The sequence below is a fragment of the Acidovorax sp. 100 genome (genome assembly GCF_003688355.1).
Lineage (GTDB): Bacteria > Pseudomonadota > Gammaproteobacteria > Burkholderiales > Burkholderiaceae_C > Acidovorax > Acidovorax delafieldii.
Genome location: NZ_REFD01000001.1, coordinates 3815842 through 3830890 on the forward strand (window position 1 = coordinate 3815842; position 15049 = coordinate 3830890).

Below are 15049 nucleotides of genomic sequence, written 5' to 3' on the forward strand. Positions count from 1 at the left end.
CCGATCCGACCCAACACCAAGACCATGACCGCTCCCGCCCTGCCCCAGACTTCGTTCCACCAGGTTCGCGAGGCCCTGCTCGCCCGCCAGGAAATCGCCTTGCTCGACGTGCGCGAGGAAGACCCGTTTGCCCAGAGCCACCCGCTGTTCGCCGCCAACCTGCCCGCCGGCAAGATCGAGCTGGAGGCGTGGACGCGCATTCCGCGCCGCGACACCTTCATCGTGGTGTACGACAACGGCGAAGGCCTGGCCGAGCCCGCCGCGCGCAAGCTGCAGCAGCTGGGCTACACGCAGGTGACGCTGCTGGCCGGTGGCCTGCAGGGCTGGCGCGATGCGGGCGGCGAGCTGTTCATCGACGTGAACGTGCCCAGCAAATCGTTTGGCGAGCTGGTGGAGGCCGAGCGCCACACGCCCTCGCTGGCGGCCGAAGAGGTGCAGGCGCTCATCGACGCCCAGGCCGATGTCGTGGTGCTGGATGCGCGCCGGTATGACGAGTACCACACCATGAACATCCCCACCGGCGTGAGCGTGCCCGGCGCGGAGCTGGTGCTGCGCGCGCAGGCACTGGCGCCCAACCCGGCCACGCAGATCATCGTGAACTGCGCGGGCCGCACGCGCAGCATCATCGGCACGCAGTCGCTGGTGAACGCGGGCATCCCCAACCCGGTGGCGGCCTTGCGCAACGGCACCATCGGCTGGCTGCTGGCCGGCCAGACGCTGGAGCGCGGCGCCACCCGCCGCTTTGACCCCGCCGTGCATGCCGACCGCGAGCGCGCGCCCCAGCAGGCGCGCAGCGTGGCCGACCGCGCGGGCGTGCAGCGCGCCACCCGCGCCGACCTGGCGCGCTTTGGGGCCGAGGCGCAGCGCACCACCTACCTGCTGGACGTGCGCACGCCCGAAGAATTTGCCGCTGGCCACCTGCCCGGCTTTCGCAACGCGCCCGGCGGCCAGCTGGTGCAGGAGACCGACCACACCGCCGCCGTGCGTGGCGCGCGCATCGTGCTGGTGGATGACGACGGCGTGCGCGCGAACATGAGTGCATCGTGGCTGGCGCAGATGGGCTGGGACGTGTGGGTGCTGGACGACGCGCCCGCCGCCGACTTCAGCGAGACCGGCGCCGTGGCCAACACCGTGCCCGAGCCCGAAGGCCCCATTGCCTGGGTCACGCCCGCACAACTGGCGGCCTGGCTGAACGAAGAAAGCAAAGAGCGCCCCGGCCACACCGCCGTGCTGGACCTGACCACCAGCGCCAACTACGTGCAGCGCCACATCCCCGGCGCGTGGTTCGTGATCCGCTCGCAACTGGCGCAGGCCGTGGCCAGCATTCCCAAGGCGCAGCGTTATGTGTTGACCTGCGGCAGCAGCCTGCTGGCACGCTATGCCGCGCAGGACCTGGCCCGCCTGACGGGTGGTGCCGAGGTGGTGGTGCTGGAGGGTGGCACGCTGGCCTGGATCGCCCAGGGCCTGCCGCTGGAGCATGGCGAGACGCGCCTGGCCTCGCCCCGCATCGACCGCTACCGCCGCCCGTACGAAGGCACCGACAGCCCGCGCGAAGCGATGCAGGCCTACCTGGACTGGGAGTTCGGGCTGGTGGAACAACTGGGGCGCGACGGCACCCACGGGTTCCGGGTGATCTGATCCACTATCGATTTAATAGCTGCCAGCGCATGATTCACTAGCGCTACCGGCTGATTTCGCTGCAAACCCTCTCCTGGGGCGCCCGAGGGGCGCTCACAACGCCCCGTACCGCCACGACACGTTCATCGCCAGCACCTCGCCCTGCGCCAAGGTGCGCAGGCCGGGCTGGCCAGGTTGGTGGAAAGCATCGATGGGCTGGGTGATGGGCTCAAAGCAGAACGCCGGGCCCTGTGGCGGGCGGTACACCAGGCAGTAGTGGTGAGCCGCGCCGCCGTCCTTGGCAAAGTCTGGCATGTGGGCGGTAAGGCGCAGACCGCGCTCGGGCCAGTCGATCTGCGCGGTGCCGCCCCAGCCGGTGTAGGCGTTGTCGATCAGGCCGCCGTTGGCGGGGGCGCCGGTGTTCAAGTCCCAGCCAGGCGGAAACTGCTGCGTGTGCTCCGTGGGCAAAGGGTCGTCGCCACACAGCCACACGCCCTGCACCGGCGCCGCGATGCGCGTGCCGGGCGTGCGCGGAAACCAGGGGTGCAGGCCCAGGCCGTACGGCAGCGGCTGCGCGCCCAGGTGGCGCACCTGCACCGACTGTTCCAGGCCGCCCTCCACCAGCCGGAAGGTCTGCACGCACTCGTACTCGTAAGGGTTGCCGTCAAAGCGCTCGGAGCGCAGCTGCATCTGCAGCGTGTCGGGCGCGGTCTGGGTCAGCTGCCAGGGCTGCAGCCACCCGTCGCCGTGGATGGGGTACGGCTCGCCCACGCGGTTGGGACGCATGGGGTGGAACTGCCCCGCATGCTCAAACCCGCCGCCGCTGACGCGGTTGGACCAGGGCACCATGGCAAAGGATGCAAGCTGGTACAGGTCGGGCGTGGCGCCGTCCCACGGCCGCCACAGGTCGATGCGCGCATCAGCCTCTTGCGGGTCGTCGATCTGCCAGGCTGCCACGCTGCCGCCCAGTGTGGGCACCAGGCCCAGGTGCTGCCCCGCGTGGTGCAGCCAGACGATGGGGTGGGATGAAGAGGCCTCGGTCATGGGCGGTTTGCTTTCTGCGGGATGGAGAAAAAAGGAGGCGGAGCCATGGGCCTCGCTGCTGCGCGCGCGGCCGGCATCAGCCGCCGAAAAGATGCGCGGGCAGGCCGGGCGTGCTGATGTCCACGGCAAACAGTGCCCCGGCCAGCGGCTCGGTCGCGAGCTGCTCGGGCGTGAGACCGGTGCGGGCCGAGGTGATGTACAGCGTGCACAGGTCCGCACCGCCAAAGGCGCAGTTGGTGACCTGGCTTACGGGCAGCGGGATGCGGGCCAGCTCCTCGGCCGTGTCGGCGTCGTGGCAGGTGACGCAGCTACCGCCCCAGTGCGCCACCCACAGGCGGCCCTGCGCATCGGTGGTCATGCCGTCAGGCACGCCGTCAGCCGCGGGCCAACGCTTCCACAGCGTTTTGTCGCTCACGGTGCCGGTGGCCGGGTCGCAGCGGTAGCGGTAGGTGGTGCCCTGCACCGTGTCATTGAAAAACATGGCCGTGCCTTGCGCGGTAGGGGCCCAGGTGGGGCCGTTGGTGACGGCAAAAAAATCGTCGTGCCGCACGCAGTAGCCGCTGGCGGTGTAGCTGTAGAGCGCGCCCGTGGGAGCCTCGCACGCAAAGTCCATGCTGCCACCCCAGAAGCGGCCCTGGGCGTCGCACTTGCCGTCGTTGAAGCGGTTGTCTGTGCGCTCTGGCTCGGGCTGGTGCAGGTAGCGCGGGGCGATGTCGGCAGCGGGGTCGAACAGTGCAAAGCCCCGGCGCAGGGTGACGATGAAGCCCGGGGCGTGCGCGCGTTCGGCAATGGCAGAAATCTCTTCGTCAAACGTCCAACGCTGGTGGGCGCTGGTGGCCGGGTCCCAGCGGTGCAGCTCGCGCTGCAGGATGTCCACCCAGTACACGGCCTGCTCGCGCACGGACCACATCACCCCCTCACCCAGTGCGTTGCCCAGTGCGACCACGCAGCGCACGGCGCCGGTTGTTGTGGGAGCAGAGGCGGACGCGCCGCTGGACGGTGGGATGGGGGTATCCAGCGAAGGGCGCACGTTGGTTGTCTCCGGTCGTTTTTTTGCATCGGCCTGCCGCCAGGCACTTGACGAGCGGCATCTTATCAACGCCAATTGATGCTTGAAATGAATTTTTTTGCCATTGATTGATTGCAATATTGATATGACACAGCTTTTTATCCCCTCCTCTTCGTCGACCGACGCCACCGGCGCCCCCCAGGGCCTGGCGAAATTCCCCAGCCTGCAAGGCCGCGCCGTGTTTGTGACGGGCGGCGGCAGCGGCATTGGCGCGGCCATCGTGGCGGCGTTTGCCGAGCAAGGTGCCCGCGTGGCGTTTGTGGACGTGGCGCGCAATGCCAGCGAAGCCCTGGCCCAGCACATTGCCGACGCAGGCCTGCCCCGCCCCTGGTGGCGTGTGTGTGATGTGCGCGATGTGAACGCACTGCAAGCCTGTGTGGCCGAAGCGGCGGCCGAGCTGGGCAGCGACTTTGCGGTGCTGGTGAACAACGTGGCCAGCGATGACCGGCACACGCTGGAGTCCGTGACGCCCGAGTACTACGACGAGCGTATGGCCATCAACGAGCGCCCCGCCTTCTTCGCCATCCAGGCCGTGGTGCCGGGCATGCGCAGGCTGGGCGCGGGCTCGGTGATCAACCTGGGCTCCACGGGCTGGCAGGGCAAGGGCACGGGCTACCCCTGCTATGCGATTGCCAAGTCGTCGGTGAACGGCCTCACGCGCGGGCTGGCCAAGACGCTGGGGCAGGACCGGATCCGCATCAACACGGTGTCGCCGGGGTGGGTGATGACGGAGCGGCAGATCAAACTGTGGCTGGACGCCGAGGGCGAGAAGGAGCTGGCGCGCAACCAGTGTTTACCGGACAAGCTGCGGCCGCATGACATTGCGCGGATGGTGTTGTTTTTGGCGTCGGACGATGCGGCGATGTGTACGGCGCAGGAGTTCAAGGTGGATGCTGGGTGGGTTTGATTTTTTGAAGTCTTTTTGGGCTCTGGCGCTTATCCATTAAGCGCTGGCAGCTATTGTTTTTGTAGTTTGTGAGTGTGAGTGTGAGTGTGGGTGCTGGTCTGGCGGCGTGCTCGGGTTGAGGACGGAGGCCGGGAGTCGCCCGGCGTGCGAGTAACTTTCTTTCGCTTGCTCGACAAGAAAGTCACCACAGAAAGGGCGACCCTACTGTCTGCGACCCCTTCGCTTCGCTACGGGGCAACCTGGGGTGCTCGGTCACGGGGTGCACCGCAGAACTCGCTGCGCGCCTGCGGCGCTTCGCTCGAACAACTGCGGTGAGTCAGTTCACGAAGCATGTGTGTCCTTCGGCACACATGCCACCCCGCGCCCTGCGCGCCCCAGGCGCATCCAGAAGGGAACCCGGGGAGCGGACATCCACACGGGCCATTGCTTCGCTGCGCTACGCTCGGCCCCGTCTCGCGGGCGCAAGCGCCACGCGCTGCGCAGGCCAGGCCGAGCGCAGCGATGGCCCGAGGGCTGTTCGGTTGTTCGGTTGTTCGGCTGTCCCACCCCTGCTGGCTGCGCCTGCGGCGGGGCGGTTGCGGGGTGAGCATGGGCGTCGGAGCGCCCATGCTTCGTGAACTGACTCGCCGTGGATGTCAGAGCGGCGCGCGCCAGCGCAGAGCGAGTTCCACGGCGCACCCCGCAACCGACACGACGCAGGTTCGCCCCGGAGCGAAGCGCAGGGGTCGCAGACTGGGGGGCGCCTTTTCTTTGGTGACTTTCTTTTGGCGAAGCAAAAGAAAGTTACTCGCATGCCGGGCGACTCCCAGCCTCCGCCTTAGAACCAGACACGCAGCGAGATGTGCAACCCATACCCAACGCAACAATCAAAAAAGCACTACAAAATCAATAGCTACCAGCACATATCCTACTAGCGCATCCAGCCAATATCAATTCAAAACCATCAATCCCCCACCTCCAACCTCCGCCCATACTGCACCAGACTCGTCTGCTTCAACGCCTTCATCATCACCTTCGCCGCCGGCGACAGCAGCCGGTCCGACCGCGTGATGATTCCGAACGCATCCATATGGCACGGCATCGCCAGCGGCAACACCGTCACGATCCCATGCGCCGCGTAATAGCGCGCCACATCCTCCGCCACCACCGCAATCATGTCGCTCTGCTGCAGCATGCGCGTGATGAACAGCAGCGCCGATGTCTCCACCGTGTGCAGCGGCGGCGCCAGCCCGTCCTGCTGGAACATCAGGTCAAACCGGTGCCGCAACACGCTGCCCGCAGGCGGCACGATCCAGCTGGCCGACACCACATCGCGCAGCGTCAGCCCCGTCATGCTCGACAACGGGTGGCCCGGGCGCGTCATGGCGCAGACCAGCTCCTCCGTCAGCGACTCATAACGCAGGTTCTCCTTGTCGTGCTCTTCGTACAGGCGGCCCACCACGATGTCGAGCTTGCCCTGCTCCAGCCGCTCCAGCAGCACCGGGCTGGTCTCGATGTCGAGCGAAATGCGCTGGCTGGGATGCTCCTGTTTGACCAGCGCCACGGCGGCGGGCAGGAGGCTCAGGCCGGGTGAGGTGATGGCGCCGATGCCCACTTGGCCATAGTGCCCACGCTTGAGCGCACCAATCTCGTCATGCGCCTGGTTCAGGTTGGCCAGGGCCATGCGGGCGTGGCGAATCATGGTTTCGCCATACCAAGTGGGGCGCATGCCACGCGGCAGGCGGTCAAACAGCGACACCTCCAGCACATCCTCCAGGTCCTTGAGCAGCTTGGAGGCGGCCGGCTGGGTCATGCTGAGCACCTGGGCGGCGCGGTGGATGTTGCCCTCTTCGGCCAGAGCCACCAGCAGCAGAAGCTGGCGCGTCTTGAGGCGGGCGCGAATGAACCAGTGGTTGTAGGTGCTCATGGATAGCGAAGGACGGGAAAAAAAAGGGAGGGGTTTTCCAGAATGCAAAGAACGATATGTATTTTGTCTAAAAAACGATTGGATTGATATCTAAACCTTCCATAGACTTCGCCGCAACTGCAACAAAGGCCTCTCTCCATGAAGCTCGGCGATCTCCAGCTCAGCCCCCGGCACCTGATCAACGGCCGGTGGGAAATCGGCACCACCACCGGCATCAGCACCAACCCCTCGGACACCCGCGAGGTGGTGGCCGAATACGCCCGCGCCGACCGCAACCAGACCGAGCTGGCCGTGCGCGCGGCGGCCGACGCCCTGCCCACCTGGAGCCAGAGCACACCCCAACGCCGCGCCGACGTGCTGGACATGATTGGCAGCGAGCTGCTGGCACGCAAGGACGAGCTGGGCGCACTGCTGGCCCGTGAAGAAGGCAAGACCCTGCCCGAAGGCATCGCCGAAGTGGCGCGCAGCGGGCAGATCTTCAAGTTTTTTGCGGGCGAGGCGCTGCGCATTCAGGGCGAGCTGCTGGCCTCTGTGCGCCAGGGCGTGCAGGTGGACGTAACCCGCGAGCCCGTGGGCGTGGTGGGCATCATCGCGCCGTGGAACTTCCCGTTCGCCATCCCGGCCTGGAAGATCGCCCCGGCCCTGGCCTACGGCAACACCGTGGTGTTCAAGCCCGCCGAGCTGGTGCCCGCCTGTGGCTGGGCGCTGGCCGAAATCATCAGCCGCAGCGGCCTGCCCGCCGGTGCCTTCAACCTCGTCATGGGCAGCGGCCGCGAGGTGGGGCAGACGCTGGTGGACCACCCGCTGGTCAATGCGCTGAGCTTTACCGGCTCTGTTTCCACAGGCGAGCGCATCTTGCGCGCGGCCTCAGCACGGCGCGCCAAGGTGCAGCTGGAGATGGGCGGCAAGAACCCGCTCATCGTGCTGGCCGACGCCGACCTGGACCAGGCGGTGGACTGCGCGCTGCAGGGCTCGTATTTCTCCACCGGCCAGCGCTGCACCGCATCGAGCCGTCTCATCGTCGAGGCCGAGGTGCACGACGCCTTTGTGGCGCGCCTGCGCAACCGGCTGGTCAGCCTGAAGGTGGGCCACGCGCTGGAGCGTGGCACCGAGATGGGCCCGGTGGTGGATGACAACCAGCTGGCACAAAACCTGGATTACATCGACATTGCGAAGAGCGAGGGAGCGGAGCATGTCTGGGGTGGCGAGCGCCTGGAGCGCGCCACCCCAGGCCATTACATGAGCCCCGCCCTCTTCCTGGCCCGCCCGGAGCACCGCGTGGCGCGCGAGGAAATCTTTGGCCCCGTGGCCTGCGTGCTGCGGGCTGACGACTACGAGCACGCACTGGCCTTGGCCAACGACACGCCCTTTGGCCTGTGTGCGGGCATCTGCACCACGTCGCTCAAGCGCGCCATGCACTTCAAGCGCCACGCTGCCGTGGGCATGACCATGGTGAACCTGCCCACGGCGGGCGTGGACTTCCATGTGCCGTTTGGCGGCCGCAAGGAATCGAGCTACGGCGCCCGCGAGCAGGGGCGCTACGCCGCCGAGTTCTACACCACCGTCAAGACCGGCTACATGCTGGCTTGAGCCCTGCCCTTTTCGAGCGTTCCTTCCTTCCATCCCGCAACCATCGTCAACCAACCATTACAGACAGGAGACAAGATGATGAAAATGAACCGCCGCACCGTTGCTGCCGCCTTGGCCAGCGTGCCCGTGGCCGCCTTGCTGCCCGGCGCCGCCTGGGCGCAAAAGCCCCTCGTGCTGGGCTTCAGCCAGGTGGGGGCCGAGAGCGAATGGCGCACCGCCAACACCGAGTCCATCAAGTCGGCCGCCAAGGAGGCCGGCATCGAGTTGAAGTTCTCGGACGCGCAGCAAAAGCAGGAGAACCAGATCAAGGCCATCCGCTCGTTCATCGCGCAGAAGGTGGACGTGATTGCGTTCTCGCCCGTGGTGGAGTCGGGCTGGGAGCCCGTGTTGCGCGAGGCCAAGGCCGCCAAGATCCCCGTGGTGCTGACCGACCGCGCGGTGAACACCAAGGACACGTCGCTGTACGTGACCTTCATGGGCTCGGACTTTGTGGAAGAAGGCCGCAAGGCCGGCCGCTGGCTGGTGGAGAAGATGAAGGACCAGAAGGGCGAGGTCAACATCGTCGAGCTGCAAGGCACCGTGGGCTCGGCCCCTGCCATCGACCGCAAGAAGGGCTTTGAGGAAGTCATCAAGGCCGACTCCAAGTTCAAGATCATCCGCAGCCAGACCGGCGACTTCACCCGCGCCAAGGGCAAGGAAGTGATGGAAGCCTTCCTGAAGGCCGAGGGCAAGAAGATCAATGTGCTGTACGCGCACAACGACGACATGGCGATCGGCGCCATCCAGGCCATCGAAGAGGCCGGCATGAAGCCCGCCAAGGACATCGTGATCATCTCCATCGACGCGGTGAAGGGCGCCTTCGAAGCCATGATCGCCGGCAAGCTCAATGTGAGCGTGGAATGCAGCCCCCTGCTGGGCCCGCAGCTGATGAGCGCTGTCAAGGACATCAAGGCTGGCAAGGCGGTGCCCAAGCGCATCGTGACGGAAGAAGGCATCTTCCCGATGGAAGTGGCGGCGAAGGAAATGCCTAACCGCAAGTATTAACCCCCTGAGGCGCTGCGCGCCTTCCCCCTTTCTCTCGCATCGCTGCGCGATGCGGGAAGGGGGACGCCACCGGCCCGGCGGGGCGGCCCTTGGGCGGTGGCTCTGGCACTGGGCCACGACAGTTTCGTAAGGCCGTGACGCATCCAAGGGGCAATCAAATCAAAACAACATCAGGAGACAGACTCAAATGAAGCGTGCAATTTTCAAGGCCGTGTTGGCCACCGTGGCACTGGCGGCGATTGGCGCCACATCAGTGGCATCGGCCCAGGACAAGGGCACCATTGGCATCTCGATGCCCACCAAGTCCTCGGCGCGCTGGATTGCCGATGGCGACAACATGGTCAAGGTGCTCAAGGACCGGGGCTACAAGACCGACCTGCAGTACGCCGAAGACGACATCCCCAACCAGCTCGCGCAGATCGAGAACATGATCACCAAGGGTGCCAAGGTGCTGGTGATCGCGTCGATTGACGGCACCACGCTGTCCAAGGCGCTGCAAAACGCGGCCGACAAGGGCGTGAAGGTCATTGCGTACGACCGTCTCATCAAGGGCTCGAAGAACGTGGACTACTACGCCACGTTCGACAACTTCCAGGTGGGTGTGCTGCAGGCCACCTCCATCGTGGACAAGCTGGGCCTCAAGCAAGGCAAGGGCCCGTTCAACATTGAACTGTTCGGCGGCTCGCCGGACGACAACAACGCCTTCTTCTTCTACGACGGCGCCATGAGCGTGCTGCAGCCCTACATCGACAGCGGCAAGCTGGTGGTGCGCAGCAAGCAGACCGGCATGAACAAGGTGGGCACGCTGCGCTGGGATGGCTCGGTGGCCCAGGCGCGCATGGACAACCTGCTGTCGGCCTACTACGGCAAGGACAAGGTGCATGCGGTGCTGTCGCCCTATGACGGCATCTCCATCGGCATCCTGTCCTCCCTCAAGGGCGTGGGCTACTGCACCGCCCAGCAGCCCTGCCCCGTGGTCAGCGGCCAAGACGCTGAGGTGCCTTCCATCAAGTCCATCCTCAAGGGCGAACAGTCTTCCACCGTGTTCAAGGACACCCGCGAGCTGGCCAAGGTGGCCGCCAACATGGTGGACGCCGTGCTGACGGGCAAGCAGCCCGAGATCAACGACACCAAGACCTACAACAACGGCGTGAAGGTGGTGCCCTCGTACCTGCTCAAGCCCGTGTCGGTGGACGTATCCAACTGGAACACGGTGCTGGTGGGCAGCGGGTACTACAAAGAGTCCCAAATCAAGTGAGCGCGAGCGGCTTCTGCATCTAAAGCCGCCGCCTGCGAATGCCACCGGGGCAGCGCAGGCGGCCTGCAACCGGGATGGGGTCAGAGGCCCCACCAACAGACTGAGAGACCATGCTTCTTGAAATGCGGAACATCCGCAAAACCTTCCCCGGCGTGGTGGCGCTGAACCAGGTCAACCTGCAGGTGCAGGCCGGGGAGATCCATGCCATCGTCGGCGAAAACGGGGCGGGCAAATCCACGCTGATGAAGGTGCTGTCGGGTGTGTACCCACACGGCAGCTACAGCGGCCAGATCCTGTTCGACGGGCAGGAGCGCGAATTTGCGGGCATCCGCGACAGCGAGCACCTCGGCATCATCATCATTCACCAGGAGCTGGCGCTGGTGCCGCTGCTGTCGATTGCCGAGAACATCTTTCTTGGCAACGAAACCGCGCGGCACGGCGTCATCGACTGGATGGCTGCGCACAGTCGCGCCCAGGCGCTGCTGCACAAGGTGGGCCTGCGCGAATCGCCCGACACACCGGTGGGCCAGCTGGGTGTGGGCAAGCAGCAGCTGGTGGAAATTGCCAAGGCGCTGTCGCGCAAGGTGCGCCTGCTGATCCTGGACGAGCCCACCGCCAGCCTCAACGAGAACGACAGCCAGGCCCTGCTGGACCTGCTCCTGGAGCTGAAAGCCCAGGGCATCACCTGCATCCTGATCTCGCACAAGCTCAACGAAATCTCGCGCGTGGCGGATGCCATCACCGTGCTGCGCGACGGCAGCACCGTGCAGATGCTGGACTGCCGCGAGGGCCCGGTGAGCGAAGACCGCGTGATCCAGGCCATGGTGGGCCGCGAGATGAGCGACCGCTATCCCCAGCGCCAGCCGCAAGTGGGCGACATTGTTTTTGAGGTGCGCAACTGGCGCGCCCACCACCCGCAGCGCAGCGACCGCGAGCACCTCAAGGGCATCGACCTGAATGTGCGGCGCGGCGAGATAGTGGGCATTGCGGGCCTGATGGGCGCAGGCCGCACCGAGCTGGCCATGAGCATCTTCGGCCGCTCGTGGGGCCAGCGCATCAGCGGCGAAGTGCGGCTGCACGGCCAGCCCATCGACGTGAGCACGGTGGAAAAGGCCGTGCGCCACGGACTGGCCTATGTGACCGAAGACCGCAAGGGCAATGGCCTGGTGCTGAACGAAGACATCCAGTTCAACACCTCGCTGGCCAACCTGCCGGGCGTTTCGTTCGCCAGCGTGATCGACAGCGGCCAGGAACACCGCGTGGCACAGGACTACCGCGAGAAGCTACGCATCCGCTGTTCGGGTGTGGACCAGAAAACGCTGAACCTGTCGGGCGGCAACCAGCAAAAAGTGGTGTTGAGCAAATGGCTGTTCACCAGCCCCGAAGTGCTCATCCTCGACGAGCCCACACGCGGCATCGACGTGGGCGCCAAGTACGAGATCTACACCCTCATCGCCCAGCTGGCGGCCGAGGGCAAGTGCGTGATCGTGATCTCCTCCGAAATGCCCGAGCTGCTGGGCATCACGGACCGCATCTATGTGATGAACGAAGGCCGCTTTGTGGCCGAGATGCCAACTTCAGACGCCTCGCAAGAAAAGATCATGCGAGCGATTGTGAAAGCCAGTTGATATGAGCCAGACCACCCACCCACCCGCCAGCACGCTGGCCGACGGCAGCACGACAGCAGCGGCGCGGCACGACAAATCGCTGTTGCAGCACCTGCAGCACAACCTGCGCGAATACGGCATGTTGATCACGCTGGTGGCCATCATGGGCTTCTTCCAGTACATGACCGAGGGCACGCTGATGCAGCCCTTGAACCTGACCAACCTGGTGCTGCAGAACAGCTACATCGTCATCATGGCGCTGGGCATGCTGCTGGTCATCGTGGCCGGGCACATCGACCTGTCGGTGGGCTCGGTGTGTGGCTTCATCGGCGCGCTGGCAGCGGTGCTGATGGTCGAATACAACTGGCACTTCGTGCCTGCCACGCTGGTGTGCCTGCTGTGCGGCGGGCTCATCGGCGCCATTCAAGGCGGGTTTGTGGCCTTCTCGCGCATCCCCTCGTTCATCGTCACGTTGGCGGGCATGCTGGTGTTCAAGGGCCTGGCGCTGGCGCTGCTGGCGGGTCAGTCGGTGGGGCCGTTCCCCTCGGCGTTCCAGATGCTCAGCTCGGGTTTTATCCCCGACCTGTTCAGTGTCGAAGGCCTGCGCCTGACCTCGCTGCTGCTGGGCACTGCCGTGGCTGCGGCCCTGGCCGTGGCTGGCCTGCGCCAGCGCGCCAACCGGCTGCGCCACGGCGTGCAGACAGAGCCTGCAGGTCTGTTCATCGCCCGCACGGTGGTGTTTGGTGGGCTGCTGGTGTACTTCAGCTACCTTCTGGCCTCGTACAAGGGCCAGCCCAATGTGCTCATCGTGATGGCGCTGCTGATCGTGCTGTTCGACTTCGTCACCAGCCGCACCACCGTCGGCCGCCGCATCTATGCCATGGGCGGCAACGAGAAGGCGGCCAAGCTCTCGGGCATCAAGACCGAGCGGCTCACGCTGTATGCCTTCATCAACATGGGCGTGCTGGCCGCCCTGGCCGGGCTGGTGTTTGCGGCGCGGCTGAACACCGCCACGCCCAAGGCGGGCCTGGGTTTTGAGCTGGACGTGATTGCAGCCTGCTTCATCGGCGGCGCATCGGCATCGGGCGGCGTGGGCAAGGTGATGGGCGCGGTCATTGGCGCCTTTGTGATGGGCGTGATGAACAACGGCATGTCCATCCTGGGCATCGGCATCGACTACCAGCAGGTCATCAAGGGCGTCGTGCTGCTGGCCGCCGTGCTCGTGGACGTTTACAACAAGAACAAAGCGTGATGACCCCCATGGACGCGTCCACCGCTCACGCCCCAGCCGCAGCTCCGCTGCTGCAGCTTTCGGGAATCCACAAGCAGTTTGCGGGCATCCCCGTGCTGCGCGACGTGCAGCTCAACCTCTACCCTGGCGAGATCCATGCGCTGATGGGGCAGAACGGTGCGGGCAAGTCCACGCTGATCAAGGTGCTGACGGGCGTGCTGGAGGCCAGCGGCGGGCAGATGCGGCTGGGAGGGAACGCCGCAGCGCCGGGCCGCCCCAAGCAAGGCGACGCCCCCTCGGGGGGCAGCGACCCGCGCAGCGGCGGAGCGTGGGGGCAGATCACTGTGTGGCCCGACTCGCCCCTGGCCGCGCAGCGCCTGGGCATCAGCACCGTGTACCAGGAGGTCAACCTCTGCCCTAACCTCTCGGTGGCCGAGAACATCTTTGCAGGCCGCTACCCGCGCTGCGGCATTGCACAGGGCTTTCGCATCGACTGGGCCACGCTGCACCAGCGCGCCCGCGATCTGGTGGCGCGCATCGGCCTGCAGATCGACGTGACGCGCCTGCTGTCGGACTACCCCGTGGCCGTGCAGCAGCTGGTGGCGATTGCGCGCGCACTCAGCATCGAATCGCGCGTGCTGATCCTGGATGAGCCCACCTCCAGCCTGGACGACGACGAGGTGCAAAAGCTCTTCGAGGTGCTGCGCCGCCTGCGCAGCGAGGGGCTGTCCATCGTCTTTGTGACGCATTTCCTGAACCAGGTGTATGCCGTGTCCGACCGCATCACCGTGCTGCGCAACGGCAGCTGGGTGGGCGAGTGGCGCGCGCAAGACCTGGGTCCGCAGGCTTTGATCGCTGCCATGCTGGGGCGCGACCTGGCCGCCGTATCGACCGAGCCAGCGGTGTCGCCCGTGTTCGACACCCGCCAGACCACGCTGCTGCAAACCGAGGGCCTGGGGCAGGACACGCAACTGCAGCCACTGGACCTGCAGATCCGCGCGGGCGAGGTGGTGGGCCTGGCGGGGCTGCTGGGCTCGGGCCGCACCGAGCTGGCGCGTCTGCTGTTTGGCCTGGAGCAGCCCGACCGGGGCGCGCTGCGCATCGACGGGCAGGTGGTGAAGTTTGCCAACCCCATGGATGCGATCCGCCATGGCCTGGCCCTGTGCCCTGAAGAGCGCAAGACCGACGGCATCGTGGCCGAACTGTCAGTGCGCGAAAACATTGCGCTGGCGCTGCAGGCCCGCATGGGCGTGGGCAAGTTTCTTTCGCGTGCCGAGCAGACGGCGCTGGCCGAACGCTATGTGAAGCTGCTGGGCATCAAGACCGAGACCGTGGACAAGCCCATCGGCCTGCTCTCGGGCGGCAACCAGCAAAAGGCCATCCTTGCGCGCTGGATGGCCATCGAGCCGCGCCTGCTGATCCTGGACGAACCCACACGCGGCATCGACGTGGCCGCCAAGCAGGAAATCATGGACCAGATCCTGCGCCTGGCCCAGGCGGGCATGGCCGTGTTGTTCATCTCTTCCGAAATGAGCGAGGTGGTGCGCGTGGCGCACCGCATCGTGGTGCTCCGCGACCGCCACAAGGTGGGTGAGCTGCCTGCGGGCAGCAGCGAAGACGCCGTTTACGACCTGATTGCTGCCGAACATGCTTGAAATAAAGAACACCCCCCTGAGCCGCTTCGCGGCTTCCCCCCGCTCTCGCATCGCTTCGCGATGCGGGCAGGGGGACGCAGCCCTCGCTGCGGGGCGGCCCTTGCTTGGCTGCCCTCGCCTG

Annotated in this window: 11 protein-coding genes; 8 read left to right on the forward strand and 3 right to left on the reverse strand. The window is 65.9% G+C overall.

Features of this window, described 5'->3' with window-relative positions; translation table 11 throughout:
• Positions 1–24: 24 nt before the first annotated feature.
• Positions 25–1638 (forward strand): rhodanese-related sulfurtransferase, encoded by a 1614-nt coding sequence (locus C8C96_RS17590; RefSeq protein WP_121943137.1) that lies wholly within the window; start codon positions 25–27, stop codon positions 1636–1638.
• Between the two features lie 93 nt (positions 1639–1731).
• Here C8C96_RS17590 and C8C96_RS17595 read toward each other — a convergent pair whose 3' ends face one another.
• Complete coding sequence (locus C8C96_RS17595) at positions 1732–2661, reverse strand: aldose 1-epimerase (protein ID WP_121943138.1); 930 nt, start codon at positions 2659–2661, stop codon at positions 1732–1734.
• Between the two features lie 76 nt (positions 2662–2737).
• Positions 2738–3691 (reverse strand): SMP-30/gluconolactonase/LRE family protein, encoded by a 954-nt coding sequence (locus C8C96_RS17600; RefSeq protein ID WP_121943139.1) that lies wholly within the window; start codon positions 3689–3691, stop codon positions 2738–2740.
• 124 nt (positions 3692–3815) lie between these two features.
• On the opposite strand from C8C96_RS17600, the gene C8C96_RS17605 reads away from it, so the two are divergent.
• Entirely contained in the window at positions 3816–4637 is an 822-nt protein-coding gene (locus C8C96_RS17605) for an SDR family NAD(P)-dependent oxidoreductase (protein WP_121943140.1), read from the forward strand.
• A gap of 943 nt (positions 4638–5580) precedes the next feature.
• On the opposite strand, the gene C8C96_RS17610 is transcribed toward C8C96_RS17605, so the two are convergent.
• Positions 5581–6543 (reverse strand): LysR substrate-binding domain-containing protein, encoded by a 963-nt coding sequence (locus C8C96_RS17610; RefSeq protein WP_121943141.1) that lies wholly within the window; start codon positions 6541–6543, stop codon positions 5581–5583.
• A gap of 138 nt (positions 6544–6681) precedes the next feature.
• Here C8C96_RS17610 and C8C96_RS17615 point away from each other — a divergent pair, with 138 nt between their 5' ends.
• The 6 genes from C8C96_RS17615 to C8C96_RS17640 all read left to right on the forward strand — a co-directional run bounded on the left by C8C96_RS17615 (position 6682) and on the right by C8C96_RS17640 (position 14928).
• Entirely contained in the window at positions 6682–8133 is a 1452-nt protein-coding gene (locus tag C8C96_RS17615) for an aldehyde dehydrogenase family protein (protein ID WP_121943142.1), read from the forward strand.
• A 78-nt stretch (positions 8134–8211) separates the two neighbouring features.
• Positions 8212–9177 (forward strand): ABC transporter substrate-binding protein, encoded by a 966-nt coding sequence (locus C8C96_RS17620; protein ID WP_056067811.1) that lies wholly within the window; start codon positions 8212–8214, stop codon positions 9175–9177.
• Between the two features lie 187 nt (positions 9178–9364).
• A complete protein-coding gene (gene chvE, locus C8C96_RS17625; protein WP_056067543.1) occupies positions 9365–10435 on the forward strand; it encodes a multiple monosaccharide ABC transporter substrate-binding protein in 1071 nt (356 codons plus the stop codon).
• A gap of 110 nt (positions 10436–10545) precedes the next feature.
• A complete protein-coding gene (gene mmsA / locus C8C96_RS17630; protein WP_015013816.1) occupies positions 10546–12063 on the forward strand; it encodes a multiple monosaccharide ABC transporter ATP-binding protein in 1518 nt (505 codons plus the stop codon).
• A gap of 1 nt (position 12064) precedes the next feature.
• Entirely contained in the window at positions 12065–13294 is a 1230-nt protein-coding gene (gene mmsB / locus C8C96_RS17635; RefSeq protein WP_121943143.1) for a multiple monosaccharide ABC transporter permease, read from the forward strand.
• Positions 13294–14928 (forward strand): sugar ABC transporter ATP-binding protein, encoded by a 1635-nt coding sequence (locus C8C96_RS17640; RefSeq protein ID WP_199737492.1) that lies wholly within the window; start codon positions 13294–13296, stop codon positions 14926–14928. Before mmsB ends, C8C96_RS17640 begins: the two co-directional genes overlap by 1 nt.
• The last annotated feature ends 121 nt before the right edge of the window (positions 14929–15049 follow it).